We start from the raw sequence: 14,186 nt of genomic DNA on the forward strand, positions 1-14,186 counted from the left end.
GTTTTTGGTTTCTCAGCTGGTTTTTGAGCTGGCGTTTTCGGTTTCTCAGCGGGTTTTGGTGCTGGCTTCGGCGCGGGTTTTGGTGCCGGCTTCGGTGCGGGTTTTGGTGCGGGTTTTGGTGCCGGCTTCGGCGCGGGTTTTGGTGCTGGTGTTTTTGGTTTCTCAGCGGGTTTTGGTGCTGGCTTTGGCGCGGGTTTCGGTGCGGGTTTTGGTTCTGGTTTCGGTGCTGGTTTTGGCTCTGGTTTCGGCGCTGGTGTTTTCGGTTTCTCAGCTTGATTTGGCGCCGAAGTTGTATTCTCTTTTACAATCTTACCGTTTTTAGATACATCCTTTTCTTGAGCAGAAACATGCTGAGCCGAAAAAGGAAAGACTTCAGTTGTATCTGCAAATGAAATAAGTCCCAGTGTTGCAGTTGCTAAACTGGTTACTAAAATTTTTTTTGATTTTTTCATAAAAATCTCCATTGTTTTAATGATTTATACCTATAGTATACCATATACTTTATTTTGCTTTCAAATCAAATATTAAATATTCAGAAATAAATCTAAAACTTAATTGAAAAATCCATAGTTATATCACTTCCAACTCATACAAACCTCTGACTGCATTACAGCCATAGATAGCCTCCGTCTGAGCTAGGTCTTTTAAAGTCAAGACTTTTTCCTCTACCTGTCCTGTTTCCAGCAAATGCTGACGATAAATTCCTGGCAAGATTCCCAGTCGAATGGGCGGTGTGTAGAGCTTCCCATCAATTTTCAGAACTAAATTCCCGATAGACGTTTCCAATAGCTCTCCTACTGCATTATGGTAAATGATTTCCTGTTTACCTAGACTTAAGTGTGGTCTGTGAGTTGTTTTGAAGTAGGTAAATGCTTGTTGCAAATTGGCTTTCTGTAGGCAAAGTTTGGCTTTGCAGAAGGTCGGACTAAGGGGTGTTAAGATTTGGCGACTGAGTTCTATCTCTCCAGATTTGCTGAGACTAATTCGCAAACGGTAGTCTTGGTGGGAATCACAAGCTTGACACTCTTCCTCTATCTTTTGTCTCAGTTCTTCTGGATCAAAAGGATAGGCAAAATAACGACTCGCCTTTGTCAGTCTTTCCAGATGTTGATCTTCAAACAACAAACTCTTCTGGCTGATTTTCCCAGTAGTAATCAGTTTGAAATGAGCTTGTTTACGATAGAGAACAGCCGCCTTTTGATGAACCTCTCGGTATTCAGACTCCCAGGTACTATCCCAAGTAATCCCGCCTCCAACTCCATAAATGGCTTGACTCTTGTGAAGTTGAATGGTCCGAATGGCGACATTAAAAATCCGTCGCCCATTTGGAAGTAAGAGACCAATCGTTCCACAGTAAACTCCTCTAGGTTGAGGCTCCAAATCCTTGATAATCTCCATGGTCGCAATTTTGGGTGCTCCCGTTATGGATCCACAAGGAAAGAGAGAGCGAAAAATGGCAACCAAGTCCACATCCAATCGTAACTGACTCTTGATGGTCGACGTCATCTGCCAAACGGTTGAATACTGCTCCACTTGGCACAGACGCTCCACATATTCACTGCCCACTTCAGAAATACGGTTCATATCGTTGCGCAAGAGGTCCACAATCATCATGTTTTCAGAGCGATTTTTAGGATCCTGCTCCAACCAAGCTGCCTCTTTCAAATCTTCATCGTCAGTCAGACCACGTTTAGTTGTTCCCTTCATTGGACGTGTTGTCAACTCACGGTCATTTTGCTCAAAAAAGAGCTCTGGACTCATGGAAATCACTGCCATCTCGTCATGTTCAATATAAGCATTGTAGCCCGCCTCCTGCTCTACCACCATACGATTGTAAATGGCAAAAGGATTGGCACTTAGGTCTTGCTTGAGTTGGACAGTGTAATTGACCTGATAGGTGTCACCTTGACGCAAATGATGGTGAATCTGGGCAATAGCCTTTTCATAGTTCTCTGCAGATGTTTCTTCCTTCCACTTTGAAGGCAGATCTACTTCCTCATAAGTCAGAGGAATAGGGCATGTTTCCACCCTATCGTGAACGGTAAAGTAAAGCAAATACTCGCCCAGTAGAGGAAGCTTGTGAACTGCTAATTTCTCCTCAAATGCAGGTGCAGCCTCGTAACTGACATAGCCCACCACATAATAACCTTGCTCTTGGTAGCTTTCCACTTGTGCCAGCAAGTCTGCCACTTCTGATAAATATCTCGTTTTTAACTCTTTAATCGGCTGGGTAAAAGTGTATCTCTCCCCCAAAGCCCTAAAATCAATCACTGTTTTTCTATGCATATCTTAAGTATAGCACAAAAAAGCCGACCTAGAACAGCTAAATCCAGCTTTGTTTACTGATTTCTGTAACGAAAAATTCTCTACGTTACTTTTTTCTACATTGGAGTGCTTTTAACAAGAATTAAACAAAAACAGAGAGAGTCTTGGTTTCTATACCCTTACTCTCTCTGTTTTTTACTGTTCAGAAATTAAAAATTGATTTGAAATTTTAATGATGCCTACCGTTTCTTTGATATCTAAATCATCCGTGTACAGAAAATGATGTTTCTCACTATTTTTAGCTAAGAATTCATTTCTTGCTTGAATTGATAAATCGCCTGTTCTCTCAATTTCTTTCCGAGAAGAATCCCTATCTTTCAAGGTTTCTTCTTCTGCCATTAGGACACAATACTTTAGCTTAATTTGTTTTTCCTTTAAGAAAGCTACAATTTTCTTCAGTTGATCTTCAAATATGACATACTCTATCACGACGGTAATGCCTCGGTCGATGAAATTATTGGTCAGACTGATGATATTATCCCAGAACAAATCCATGTAAAATCCATCATCTTCCCAAGGAGCTACGAGACCTCCTTTAATCATTAAATAAATCATATCCCCCTCTATAACTACACTTTTGTCAAAAGAATAGGCCAATTCTTTGCTGACAGTGCTCTTTCCAACACCTGGGGGACCCGAAATGATATAAACACAATTTTCCACTTTAACCTCTATATACTTGAAATGTCTCTCTAACTTATGACCATTCTTCGCCCACTTATGATTTTCTTATGAAGTCTTCTGGATACTGTGCACGCGCACCACCGATGAGTTTTGGACGACTAGCTAGAGCGGTTACATGTGCATGACCAATCTCACGCAAAACTGGTCGAATCGGAACCTGCACATGCTTGACATGCATGCCAATTGCGGTATCTCCGATATCAATTCCCGCATGAGCCATGATGAACTCCACTTCAACAGGGTCCTTCATAAACTTGAAGGCTGCCAACTGACCCGAACCCCCTGCATGAAGAGTCGGAAGGACGCTAACGATTTCCAGACTAAACTGCTCCGCCACTTGACGTTCAACGACCAGGGCTCGATTAACATGTTCACAACCTTGAACAGCTAGGTGAATTCCTTTTTCCTCTAGGATATCTAGGATGGTTTTCACAATGATTTCGCCAATTTCTTGGCTTGATTCCTTGCCTATATGGCCTCCTAAAACTTCGCTAGAGGATAAACCTAGGACAAAGAGGCTTCCTTCAGGCAATCCAGCCTTTCCCAAAACATCTTCAATTACCTGCTGTGTTTCTGTTTTAATTCTACTTTTGTCCATCACTCTTAACCTCATTTTTCTCCTACTATCATATCTTTTTTTAATGATTTTATCAAGGCGGACTAATCATTCAGATTTTTAAAAGTAAAACTCCCAGAATGAACTGGGAGTTAGCTAGTTTCTATCCTATTTATGTATATTTCAACTGTCGTCCCTTTTTCGGGTGCAGAATTGATCTTCATCTGGTAATTGTCTCCAAAATGAAGTTTGAGTCGTTGGTCGACATTTTGAAGACCAACTCCCCCACGTTTGAGCTGACTTTGACTACTATCGCCAGCAGCTTGGAAACCAACACCATCATCCTCTATGCAGATGACAAGCCCTGAATCCTTTTTCTGGACGGAAACTTTAATATGTCCCTGACCTTCCTTCTCCTTGATACCATGGTAAAGAGCATTTTCTACTAGAGGTTGTAGAACCAACTTGGGTAAGACTAGGTTTTCAAATACAGGATTTTCATCAATTTCATATTCCAGCTTATCTCCATAGCGTTGTTTCTGGATAAAGAGATACTGGCGGACATGATTGATTTCATCAGAAAGAGAAATCAAATCCTTTCCTTGATTGAGCGCCAAGCGGAAATAGGTTGCCAAGGATTTGGTCACCTGAACCACTCGCTGACTATCCTGAAACTCAGCCATCCAGATGATAGTGTCCAAAGTATTGTAGAGGAAATGGGGGTTAATCTGACTTGACAAGGCTTGAAGTTCATACTGCCGGGTCGTTTCTTCCTGCCTACGAATATCTGCCATCAGCTGATCAATCTGATCCAACATAGCATTGAACTGGCGAGTCACCTCTCTCAGTTCATAAGCACCCGCTTCCTTGGCACGAAGATTCTGAGCACCAGAAGCAATTTCCAGCATGGTTTCTCTCAAATCCTTCAAAGGAGCAATCCAGCGTTTGAGGCTGAACCACACCAAACAGAGACAGGCAAGAAGAGATAAGGCACTAGCACCAAGCAAGGCCCACATGAGTTGACTCCGAACCTGGTCTAACTTCTCCAACGAAGACACGCCTATAACCGTCCAATCAGTACCTGTAATCTGTTCCTGACTGACGTAGGATTGGTGATCCAGCGTATAGCCCTGCCCCGTCTCAATGTAGGGTTTCATAGCCTCCATTTCACTCGCTGAGCTATAGACAGTACGTTTAGGATGGTAGACAAATTCATGCTTTTCATTGATGATAAAGGCAAAACCCTGCTGACCCAACTGGAGCTGGTTGAGATAGGCTTCCAGAGTTTCGTAGGAAATGTCCAAACGAAGCACGCCAAGATTGGCTCCCTTTGCATCAACAAGTTCCTGAGTAACAGAAATGACCCACTGGCTGTCTGATTTACGAGCTGGTGTCAAAACCGGATTAGCCCCCTGATGAATGGCCTTTTGGTACCAATCCTCAGCCATCATATCTGAGGAAGTTTTCATCTGTACACTGTCATCAGTGGAAATGACCTGACCAGATTTTGTTACCAAAACCACAGTCTTCAAGTCCTGGTCTGCCTTCAAGATGGTCAAAAATAGAACTCGGATTCCCTTGACCTTGTCTTGACTGGGATTCTCAGCATAGGCTAGGACATCCGTCTGCTGGGTCAAACTGGTAGAGGTGGTTTCTAATTTTTTGATATAAGACTGAATAAAGTGGCTAGTTTGGCTGATGGTCGTTTGGCTATTGTCCTCTATAGTGGCCTCAATGGCTGATGAACTAGATTGATAGTAGAAAGTCCCAACCGCAGCCAGGAGAATGAGAAATACTAGAAAGATGGAAATAACCATTCTAACTAGGAGAGAAGAACGCTTCATTGACCTTCCCCCTTCTTAAACTGACGAGGTGTCACACCTGCAATCTGTTTAAAGCGTTGGGTAAAGTAGTTCATATCTTCAAAACCAACCTTTTCTGCGATCTCATAAATCTTTAAATCTGTGGTCAGAAGCAAGAGCTTGGCTTGTTTGACACGTTCTCTCACCAGATAATCCTGAAAAGGTAGACCCAACTCTTTCTTAATCAAGGAACTCAGATAGGTCGGGCTAAAGCCCAAATCACTGGCCAAAGACTTTAAACTAAATTGACTATCAGCCAGATGGGACTGAATCTTCTGAGCCAGGTTTCCTTCAAACTTATCGGTTAATAAATCTTGTAACTGCTCTTCCTTCTCTTCCTTGTCTAGTTTTTGCTTGATTTTTCCCAACATGTCCTCAATATCCTGACGAGAAAAGGGCTTGAGCAAGTAGTCATCCACACCGAGTTTGACGGCAGACAAGGCATAATCAAAATCATCGTAGCCAGTTAAAAAGACTAAATGCACCTGAGGATAGGTTTCTCGGACCAGTCTAGCCAACTGGATGCCATTTAGCTGAGGCATGTTGATATCGGTTAAAATGATATCCGGCACCTGCTTTTGAATCAATTCCCAAGCCTGTCTTCCATTTTCAGCCTGACCGATGATTTCCATATCGTAGGCTGCTACATTGACCAGCTTGGTCAATCCTTGTCTTACCAGATATTCATCTTCTACGATTAAGATTGTGTAGGTCATGCTCGGCTCCTTTGTCACTTACTAGTATCAGTATAGCAAAATTCTCTTCTAACTGCTTAGGAAAGCCCTCTTAATCAACATAATCTAGTAAATAGGCATAGCCTTTTTCTGCCATTTGGCCTTTGGGAATAAAGCGGATAGAAAGACTATTGATACAGTAGCGCAAGCCCCCCTTATCCTGTGGGCCGTCCGTAAAAACATGGCCAAGGTGAGAATCTCCAACTCGGCTCCGCACTTCCATGCGTGTCATATTGTAGGACTTATCTTCCTTGTAGGTAGCGACATCTGGACTAATTGGTTGGGTGAAACTAGGCCATCCGCAACCAGACTCAAACTTATCCTTTGATGAAAAGAGAGGTTCGCCAGTGGCGACATCTACATAGATACCAGATTCAAATTTATCCCAATAGCGGTTTGAAAAAGCTCGTTCTGTTTGATTTTTCTGGGTAACTGCATACTCCTCAGGTGACAAGGTCTTTTTCAATTCTTCATCGCTTGGTTTGGGATATTTGCTGGCATCGATGACGGGATAGGCAGCCTGATTGACATTGATATGACAGTAGCCATTTGGATTTTTCTTGAGGTAGTCTTGGTGGTAATCCTCAGCCACCACAAAATTCTTCAAGGTCTTCTTTTCAACTGCCAGAGGTTGGTCATATTTTTTAGCAACTTCATCAAAGACTTGATTGATTACTTCCAAATCCTTGTCATCTGTGTAATAAACTCCGGTACGATACTGAGTCCCCACATCATTTCCTTGTTTATTTTTGCTGGTTGGATTGATAATGCGGAAGTAATGAAGCAGGATTTCTTTAAGAGAAATTTGATTAGCATCATAGGTGACATGGACGGTTTCCGCATGTCCTGTTTGGTTGATCAATTCGTACTTGGTTGTTTCCCCTCTACCATTTGCATAGCCTGAAACGGCATCTGTCACTCCGGAAACGCGTGAGAAGTATTCCTCAACTCCCCAGAAACATCCCCCAGCTAGATAAATTTCGTGCAAGTCTGCGTTTTTACTGACTTCTGTTTTTTTCACTGTTTTTCCTCCTTGGCTAACTGATGCTTTCTCAATTTGCGAGCTATCTGTTTGCCCTGCATTTTGCATCAATAGAAAATAAAGACCGGTTATGGCTAGGAGAATGACCCCTGCCAAGACAAAAAGTTTTACTTTATCATTCATGGCCTTTCTCTACCCCATTTCCTTTAATGTTTTTAAAATCATATCCTTATCCATAAAACCTGGTTGCGTTTTGACCAGCTTGCCTTCCTTGTCTATAAAGGCTTGAGTTGGGTAAGAACGGACACCATAACTTTCCAAGAGTTTGCCTGACGGATCAATTAAAACCGGAAAATTTTTATAATCCAAGCCCTTGTACCAGTTCTTAAAGGCCGACTCTGCTTGTTCACCCTTGTGTCCAGGTGACACTACCGTCAAGACCACATAATCATCACCAGCTTCTTTAGCGATTTCGTCCGTATCTGGAAGGCTGGCTAGACAGATGGAACACCAAGAAGCCCAGAATTTAAGATAGACTTTCTTGCCTTTGTAGTCAGATAAACGATAGGTCTTACCATCTACTCCTGTTAGTTCAAAATCAGCGACTGCCTGACCTTTAGTCGCAGTTTGTGAACTGACTTGTTCTGTTTTGGTTTGCTCCTTCATAGTTGATTCGTCTGACATGTTTTTAGCCGAACAAGCTGCCAAGCAACAGATTGAGCCTACTCCAAGTAGACATGTTTGCCATTTCTTCATTTCTTCTTCCTCTCTATTCAAATAATCTTGTCAAAATAGACGCATTTCCCAAAAGCACCAAGATCCCCATTACGATAATGAGGAAACCACCCACTTTTTTGAGGGTTCCGAGATAAGGATGAAGTTTTCGAAAATGTTTCAAAACATAGCTGGATGCGAGAGCTAGAACCAAAAATGGTAGCGCCAAACCCAGCGTGTAAACCAACATGAGACCAGCTCCCTGCCAAGCACCTGAGCCACCTGAAGCTGCTAAGGCCAAAACAGACCCCAGAACTGGCCCCACACATGGCGTCCAAGCAAAACTAAAGGTTAAACCCAGTAAAAATGCCTGACTATAGCCGTTAGCGTTTTGCCCCTGTCTCTTTAATTGTAGCCTTCTTTCCTTGTAGAGCCCCTGCAAATGTAAGACTTCCATCTGGTGCAAGCCCAAGAGAATGATAACCGCACCCGTCACATACTGAAACCAAGAAGCATACAGCAAATTGCCTAAAAAACCAGCTCCATAGCCCAGTAAGATAAAGATAAAAGAAATCCCCGCTATAAAGGCCAGAGTTCGAAATAAACTAACAAGTGAGATTGAAAATTTTTTGCTAGAAGCCTGAGCACCATTCTTATCATCCAACAAGACTCCTGCATAGACCGGTAACAAAGGTAAAATACAAGGAGAAAAGAAGGAAAGAATTCCAGCAAGAAAAACACTGATAAAAAAGAATACACTGTCCATATCTTTTTACTCTTCTTTCTTTTGATAAGTCTATTATAATTCCCAAGTCTAAGAAAAAACAGGGACAATGATAGGGAAAAATAGGAATTTAATCAGCTTATTTAAAAATCATGCGCAAAAAAAGCCAGACAAGGTCTGACTTTGATAGAAACGGAAAAGAAAATTCACTACTCTTCTCTGCTTATCTGATAATAAATAAGGTCCACAACGTAGTCTTTTCTCTCCACACCATTGGCAATAGTTTTTAGATAGGACATTCCAGCCTTCTCCATCACACGGCCTGAAGCTGGGTTAAGACTGGCGTAACGAGCTCTGACCTTTTGAAAGCCTGCTTGAGTAAAACAAAAGTCTAACACAGCTTTCAAGGCCTCCGTCATCATACCACGACCCCAATAATCTTTTCCTAAAACATAGCCAATTTCACAAGAAGAATCGTCCTCATCCATCTCAACGATGCTGATATCTCCTATCACTTGCTCTGGGTTTTCTTTAATCCTGAATTGTCAAATTAAGTGCACATTTTCTTCATAGAAAACTTCATAAGGTGTTTTCCAGTTGAGACACTTTCGTGGCCTATTATTTAGTTTATTCTCCCACAGCTGAATGGTGTGCTCGTCAATGAATGTTAAGTCGCTCCCTTTGGGAAAATATTCTCGTAATAATCCATTGGTATTCTCATTTGTTCCTCGTTACCAAGGCGCATGAGGATCTGGAAAATAGACTTCTATCTTTAATTTGTCGGTCAAGTCCTGATACTTCGTGAATTCTTTTCCTCTATCTGGAGTGACGGTTTCTTCCGGCAAGGGCGCCAACATTTTTACCATAGCTTCTATCACCAACTTGCTTTTCTTGACAGCTACCTTCTGGATTTTAAGAAAGCGAGAATAGCGATCCGTTAGAGTCACTAAACAAGCTTTTCCAGTTTTCCCTGCAACCGTATCTGTTTCCCAATCACCAATCCTAGCTCGCTTGTTTGCTTCTTTGGGTCTTTCGTAAATGGTATGAGAAATAAGAAATTCCTAGCCTATTTATTCTGCATTTGTCTGAACGTAAGTTTCAATGACATCTGACGTGTACTGGGCTGTTCCAGAACCAAACTTGTCAATGTTTTCCTTAAACTCTGGGTTGTAGACGTAGCCTTTACCGATATGACCGAATACCTCAATAGAGCAGTCAAATCCATAAGTACGAATAGCTTGCAAGAGTTTGGCTGCTTCTTCTTGATTTTCGGATGCTGTTACAGGTAGACCAGCTTGAAGATTTTGTGACAAGGCTCGAAAGACTTGATTGAAGGCAGCCGTAGCTTCGTCTTCGTGACCTTTTTGGCGCTCGAGCGCTTGGTCCATCACTTCTTGTCCATACTTCTCTACCGCTTCTTGGTGATATTTTTGATGATCTGGATAGCTAAATCCAGCGAATTTTTCCTGAATGGTCATATTTCTTTCTCCTTTTTGATCTTGGATGGTTTTTTGCAAGGTGGAAATCAAGGTATCCAGATGTTGCCTTTCTCGAGTTAGATAGTCCAACTGCCTGGTCAAATGGGGCAATAAATCTGTCCTTTCTTCCTTTAATAGCTCTGCTATTTTTTCTAAAGAAAAGCCTAGATACTTGTAATACAGAATGACCTGAAGGCGTTCCAAATCCTCTTGACTGTAGGTTCGATAGCCATTTTCCGACTTTAACGGAACCAAGAGTCCTATCTTATCGTAGTGGTGCAGGGTCTTGACAGAAACACCTGAAAGCTGCGCAGCTTCTTTTATATGGTACATGATTTCCTCCTTATACTCAATGAAAATCAAAGAGCAAACTAGGAAGCTAGCCGCAGGCTGTACTTGAGTACGGTAAGGCGACGCTGACGTGGTTTGAATTTGATTTTCGAAGAGTATTACAATGATAGTATAACCCCTCCCCTTAGGTCAGAGTCAAGCGTTTTTGCGAAATTTTTCTAACTTTTTGAGAAAGGTGTGAAAACTTGAAAATGGTTTTCTTGACAGACCTTAGAAAACATGATAGGATAGTCAAGTCTATCAATCAAACAGAAGGCTCGTAAAGAGCCATTGAGAGAAGGCTATTTGACAACTCAAGTAGCCTTTTCTTATTTTAAAAAAGGAGATTGGAGTTTCAACTATGTCAGAAAAATCGCAATGGGGCTCAAAACTAGGCTTTATTCTAGCATCTGCTGGCTCAGCCATCGGGCTTGGTGCCGTTTGGAAGTTTCCCTACATGACTGCTGCTAATGGCGGTGGAGGCTTTTTACTATTCTTTCTCATTTCCACTATTTTAATCGGTTTCCCTCTCCTGCTGGCTGAGTTTGCCCTTGGCCGTAGTGCTGGCGTTTCCGCTATCAAAACCTTTGGAAAACTGGGCGACAATAACAAGTATAACTTTATCGGTTGGATTGGTGCCTTTGCCCTCTTTATCCTCTTATCTTTTTACAGTGTTATCGGAGGATGGATTTTAGTCTATCTAGGCATTGAGTTTGGGAAATTGTTCCAGCTTGGTGGAACGGGTGATTATGCTCAGTTATTTACTTCAATCATTTCAAATCCAGCCATTGCTCTAGGGGCTCAAGCTGCCTTTATCTTGTTGAATATCTTTATTGTATCACGTGGGGTTCAAAAAGGGATTGAAAGAGCGTCTAAGGTCATGATGCCCCTGCTCTTTATCATCTTTGTCGTGATTATTGGGCGCTCTCTCAGCTTGCCAAATGCTATGGAAGGCGTTCTTTACTTCCTAAAACCAGACTTTTCAAAACTGACCAGTGCTGGTCTTCTCTATGCTCTAGGACAATCTTTCTTTGCCCTTTCATTAGGGGTTACAGCCATGCTGACCTATGCGTCCTACTTGGACAAAAAAACTAATCTGGTCCAATCAGGGATTTCCATCGTAGCCATGAACATCTCAGTATCCATCATGGCAGGTCTGGCCATTTTCCCAGCCATGTCAGCCTTCAATATCCAGTCTGAAGGGGGACCAAGCCTGCTCTTTATCGTCTTGCCTCAACTCTTTGACAAGATGCCCTTTGGAACCATTTTTTACATCCTTTTCCTCTTACTTTTCCTCTTTGCGACGGTCACTTCTTCTGTCGTCATGCTGGAAATCAATGTAGGCAATATCACCAACCAGGACAATAGCAAACGTGCCAAATGGAGTGCCATTTTAGGGATTTTGACCTTTGTTTTTGGAATTCCTTCAGCCCTATCTTACGGTGTCATGGCAGATGTTCACATCTTTGGTAAGACTTTCTTTGATGCCATGGATTTCTTGGTTTCCAATCTCCTTATGCCCTTTGGCGCCCTCTGCCTTTCTCTCTTTACTGGCTACATCTTTAAGAAGGCCCTTGCCATGGAGGAACTGCATCTTGATGAAAGAGCATGGAAACAGGGACTTTTCCAAGTCTGGCTCTTCCTTCTTCGTTTCATCATTCCAATTATCATCATTGTGGTCTTTATCGCCCAATTTATGTAACCAAAAAGGACTTGAGTAATGAACTCAGGCCCTTTTTTATGGATGGCTAACAATCAATTCCAAACCTTGCCCTTCCAAGACCCAAGCTTCAACATCACTTGGTAGGATAAAGTGGCTGCCTTTTTGGATTGGATAGTTTTTTCCGTCAACAGTAAGCTGACCTTGACCAGCCAAGACGCTAAACAAGCTATAGTCAGCTGTCTTTTCAAAGTCAACTTTGCCAGTGATTTCCCACTTGTAAACGGCGAAGAAATCATTGGATACAAGGAGAGTGGAACTCAAATCATCCGCTTTAAGAGTCACAGGACGGCTATTAGCAGGTTCCCCAATGTTCAAGACATCGATAGATTTTTCAAGGTGAAGTTCACGCAAGTTGCCCTTGTCGTCCTTGCGGTCAAAGTCATAAACACGGTAGGTGGTATCGCTAGACTGCTGGGTTTCAAGAATCAAGATACCTGCACCGATAGCGTGCATAGTTCCACTTGGTACATAGAAGAAATCTCCAGCCTTAACAGGGACTTTTGTTAATAGACCATCCCAGTCTTTAGCTTCGATTTGCTGGCGGAGTTCTTCTTTTGACTTGGCATTATGCCCATATATAATCTCTGAACCTTCATCCGCAGCGATAATGTACCAGCACTCTGTTTTTCCAAGTTCGCCTTCATGCTCGAGTCCATAAGCATCGTCTGGATGAACTTGAACGCTGAGCCAGTCATTGGCATCGAGAATCTTGATCAAAAGTGGAAATACAGGTTCTGGACGGTTGCCAAACAATTCACGGTGTTCCGCATATAAAGTAGCTAGGTCTGTTCCCTCGTAGCGACCATTAGCTACCTTAGAAACTCCATTTGGGTGGGCTGAAATAGCCCAGTATTCTCCAATTTTTTCACTTGGAATGTCGTAACCAAACTCATCACGTAGCTTGGTCCCACCCCAGATTTTTTCTTGCATAACTGATTGTAAAAATAATGGTTCTGACATGTCGATCTCCTGTCTGATTTTTCTTCCCTCATTATAGCAAAAAAAGAGTTCGAATTGAACTCTTTTTCAGTTCTTATAAAGTAGGGAGAAGATTTTATAAAAATAGTAACGAAATAATCTTTTACTTGATGGAGGAACCCCTAAAGCAGCACTCAGAAAGCTCGCTGTCAACGGCTGTTTTCCTCAACTCTCATTAGACTTTCTTTACTTGAGAATCTATTTTTATGTACAAAAAAAGACTGAAACCAGTCTTCTTTTTATATCAATGCCGTGATAGCCGTTACTAGGCCAAAAACGATACCCGGTGCATTGGCAGCTGCGAGGGGAATATCTCTTTCCTTTTTGAAAAGACCGTAGTAAACCCAAAGACTACAGTTAATGGCTGCGACCAAGGGTTGGATGAAGTTTCCTTTTTGACCAGCCAGGTTGTTCATGATTTGTGGGAAGTAAGAGACATACATCATAACGGACATAAAGGTCGCTACCCAACCCAAAATTTTCATTTGTTTTTCAGACATTTCCAAAGCCTCTTTCATTTTTTATGAATCATATTTTATAATCTTTTTTCAAAATAATCAAGATTTTGAAGCTTTTGTTATGAAGATGTAAACTATCACAATCTTGTGATAAGAAAGAGGAAACAGAAAAAGACCGGATTACTCCGATCTTCTAATAATTCACATTCTCAATTTCTGTTTTAAAAATAGCTAAGGTTAACGTCAAATGACTACGCGCCCTATTTCATACGATAAAAATCAAGCACTAGACCAGCAGGTCCTCTAACTAATAAGGATTCTGTTCCCCAATCGGTTTCAGAAGGACCGTGTAAAATCTCGGCACCAAACTCTTTCAACCGTTGATAGTTCTGCTCTACATCCTCAACCTCGATGTGAAGAATGATGCCTGACTGAAAATTGTCCAAAGGAATCAGGTGATTTTGTGATAACATGAGACAATGACTGCCAATCGTAAACTGAGCAAAACCGTCATCAACATAGTCTGACTTTTTATCCAAAAGACGCTCCAAGTCAGCACAGACTTGGGGAACATCTGAAACGATAATATCTAATTGATTTAAATTCATTTGTTATCCTCCACAAAAAGACCGGATTGC

13 protein-coding genes and 3 pseudogenes are annotated in these 14,186 nt (G+C 41.9%); 1 reads left to right on the plus strand and 15 read right to left on the minus strand.

What is annotated here, in order from left to right:
- From D8862_RS08010 to D8862_RS08065, 12 genes and pseudogenes are all read right to left on the minus strand, one after another.
- A pseudogene (locus tag D8862_RS08010) lies at nt 1-452 on the minus strand (N-acetylmuramoyl-L-alanine amidase family protein); the annotation flags it as partial.
- Between the two features lie 118 nt (nt 453-570).
- The gene (gene pabB, locus D8862_RS08015; RefSeq protein ID WP_125449859.1) at nt 571-2,286 is read right to left on the minus strand and encodes an aminodeoxychorismate synthase component I; all 1,716 of its coding nucleotides are present in this window, start codon (nt 2,284-2,286) and stop codon (nt 571-573) included.
- A 174-nt stretch (nt 2,287-2,460) separates the two neighbouring features.
- Complete coding sequence (locus tag D8862_RS08020; RefSeq protein ID WP_125449861.1) at nt 2,461-2,988, minus strand: AAA family ATPase; 528 nt, start codon at nt 2,986-2,988, stop codon at nt 2,461-2,463.
- Nucleotides 2,989-3,043: 55 nt separating this feature from the next.
- Nucleotides 3,044-3,607 carry a TIGR01440 family protein gene (locus D8862_RS08025; RefSeq protein WP_125449863.1) on the minus strand — a complete coding sequence of 188 codons (564 nt, stop codon included), beginning with the start codon at nt 3,605-3,607 and terminating at the stop codon, nt 3,044-3,046.
- Nucleotides 3,608-3,717: 110 nt separating this feature from the next.
- Nucleotides 3,718-5,409, minus strand: coding sequence for a cache domain-containing sensor histidine kinase (locus D8862_RS08030; protein WP_125449865.1), 1,692 nt, complete (start codon nt 5,407-5,409; stop codon nt 3,718-3,720).
- Nucleotides 5,406-6,143, minus strand: coding sequence for a response regulator transcription factor (locus tag D8862_RS08035; RefSeq protein ID WP_125449867.1), 738 nt, complete (start codon nt 6,141-6,143; stop codon nt 5,406-5,408). The genes D8862_RS08030 and D8862_RS08035 overlap by 4 nt, the downstream gene beginning before the upstream one ends.
- Before the next feature lie 70 nt (nt 6,144-6,213).
- Nucleotides 6,214-7,326: a peptide-methionine (R)-S-oxide reductase MsrB gene (msrB, locus tag D8862_RS08040; RefSeq protein ID WP_125449869.1), complete on the minus strand. Its 1,113-nt coding sequence runs from the start codon at nt 7,324-7,326 to the stop codon at nt 6,214-6,216.
- Between the two features lie 9 nt (nt 7,327-7,335).
- On the minus strand, nt 7,336-7,899 hold the full coding sequence (locus D8862_RS08045) for a redoxin family protein (RefSeq protein WP_125449871.1): 564 nt from the start codon (nt 7,897-7,899) through the stop codon (nt 7,336-7,338).
- A gap of 13 nt (nt 7,900-7,912) precedes the next feature.
- Nucleotides 7,913-8,623 carry a thiol-disulfide oxidoreductase-associated membrane protein CcdA2 gene (gene ccdA2 / locus D8862_RS08050; protein ID WP_125449873.1) on the minus strand — a complete coding sequence of 237 codons (711 nt, stop codon included), beginning with the start codon at nt 8,621-8,623 and terminating at the stop codon, nt 7,913-7,915.
- Between the two features lie 167 nt (nt 8,624-8,790).
- Nucleotides 8,791-9,117 (minus strand): annotated as a pseudogene (locus tag D8862_RS08055) (GNAT family N-acetyltransferase); the annotation flags it as partial.
- Between the two features lie 9 nt (nt 9,118-9,126).
- Nucleotides 9,127-9,633: pseudogene (locus tag D8862_RS09870) on the minus strand (IS30 family transposase); the annotation flags it as partial.
- 18 nt (nt 9,634-9,651) lie between these two features.
- Nucleotides 9,652-10,392 carry a MerR family transcriptional regulator gene (locus D8862_RS08065; protein WP_125449875.1) on the minus strand — a complete coding sequence of 247 codons (741 nt, stop codon included), beginning with the start codon at nt 10,390-10,392 and terminating at the stop codon, nt 9,652-9,654.
- Nucleotides 10,393-10,750: 358 nt separating this feature from the next.
- On the opposite strand from D8862_RS08065, the gene D8862_RS08075 reads away from it, so the two are divergent.
- Complete coding sequence (locus D8862_RS08075) at nt 10,751-12,091, plus strand: sodium-dependent transporter (protein WP_125449877.1); 1,341 nt, start codon at nt 10,751-10,753, stop codon at nt 12,089-12,091.
- Nucleotides 12,092-12,127: 36 nt separating this feature from the next.
- Here the strand turns inward: D8862_RS08075 and manA are convergent, their stop codons facing one another.
- From manA to D8862_RS08090, 3 genes are all read right to left on the minus strand, one after another.
- The gene (gene manA, locus D8862_RS08080) at nt 12,128-13,072 is read right to left on the minus strand and encodes a mannose-6-phosphate isomerase, class I (protein WP_125449879.1); all 945 of its coding nucleotides are present in this window, start codon (nt 13,070-13,072) and stop codon (nt 12,128-12,130) included.
- Between the two features lie 257 nt (nt 13,073-13,329).
- A complete protein-coding gene (locus tag D8862_RS08085) occupies nt 13,330-13,590 on the minus strand; it encodes a SemiSWEET family transporter (protein WP_001291473.1) in 261 nt (86 codons plus the stop codon).
- A 218-nt stretch (nt 13,591-13,808) separates the two neighbouring features.
- Nucleotides 13,809-14,156: a VOC family protein gene (locus D8862_RS08090; protein WP_125449881.1), complete on the minus strand. Its 348-nt coding sequence runs from the start codon at nt 14,154-14,156 to the stop codon at nt 13,809-13,811.
- Between the last annotated feature and the right edge of the window lie 30 nt (nt 14,157-14,186).

It is taken from the genome of Streptococcus oralis, from assembly GCF_003942585.1.
Classification (GTDB): domain Bacteria; phylum Bacillota; class Bacilli; order Lactobacillales; family Streptococcaceae; genus Streptococcus; species Streptococcus oralis_BE.

Excerpts from the sequence above, each read along its gene's own strand:
- pabB (WP_125449859.1), bottom strand. The coding sequence starts at position 2,286 with ATGCATAGAAAAACAGTGATTGATTTTAGGGCTTTGGGGGAGAGATAC.
- D8862_RS08025 (WP_125449863.1), bottom strand. The coding sequence starts at position 3,607 with ATGGACAAAAGTAGAATTAAAACAGAAACACAGCAGGTAATTGAAGAT.
- D8862_RS08030 (WP_125449865.1), bottom strand. The coding sequence starts at position 5,409 with ATGAAGCGTTCTTCTCTCCTAGTTAGAATGGTTATTTCCATCTTTCTA.
- D8862_RS08035 (WP_125449867.1), bottom strand. The coding sequence starts at position 6,143 with ATGACCTACACAATCTTAATCGTAGAAGATGAATATCTGGTAAGACAA.
- msrB (WP_125449869.1), bottom strand. The coding sequence starts at position 7,326 with ATGAATGATAAAGTAAAACTTTTTGTCTTGGCAGGGGTCATTCTCCTA.
- D8862_RS08045 (WP_125449871.1), bottom strand. The coding sequence starts at position 7,899 with ATGAAGAAATGGCAAACATGTCTACTTGGAGTAGGCTCAATCTGTTGC.
- ccdA2 (WP_125449873.1), bottom strand. The coding sequence starts at position 8,623 with ATGGACAGTGTATTCTTTTTTATCAGTGTTTTTCTTGCTGGAATTCTT.
- D8862_RS08065 (WP_125449875.1), bottom strand. The coding sequence starts at position 10,392 with ATGTACCATATAAAAGAAGCTGCGCAGCTTTCAGGTGTTTCTGTCAAG.
- D8862_RS08075 (WP_125449877.1), top strand. The coding sequence starts at position 10,751 with ATGTCAGAAAAATCGCAATGGGGCTCAAAACTAGGCTTTATTCTAGCA.
- manA (WP_125449879.1), bottom strand. The coding sequence starts at position 13,072 with ATGTCAGAACCATTATTTTTACAATCAGTTATGCAAGAAAAAATCTGG.
- D8862_RS08085 (WP_001291473.1), bottom strand. The coding sequence starts at position 13,590 with ATGTCTGAAAAACAAATGAAAATTTTGGGTTGGGTAGCGACCTTTATG.
- D8862_RS08090 (WP_125449881.1), bottom strand. The coding sequence starts at position 14,156 with ATGAATTTAAATCAATTAGATATTATCGTTTCAGATGTTCCCCAAGTC.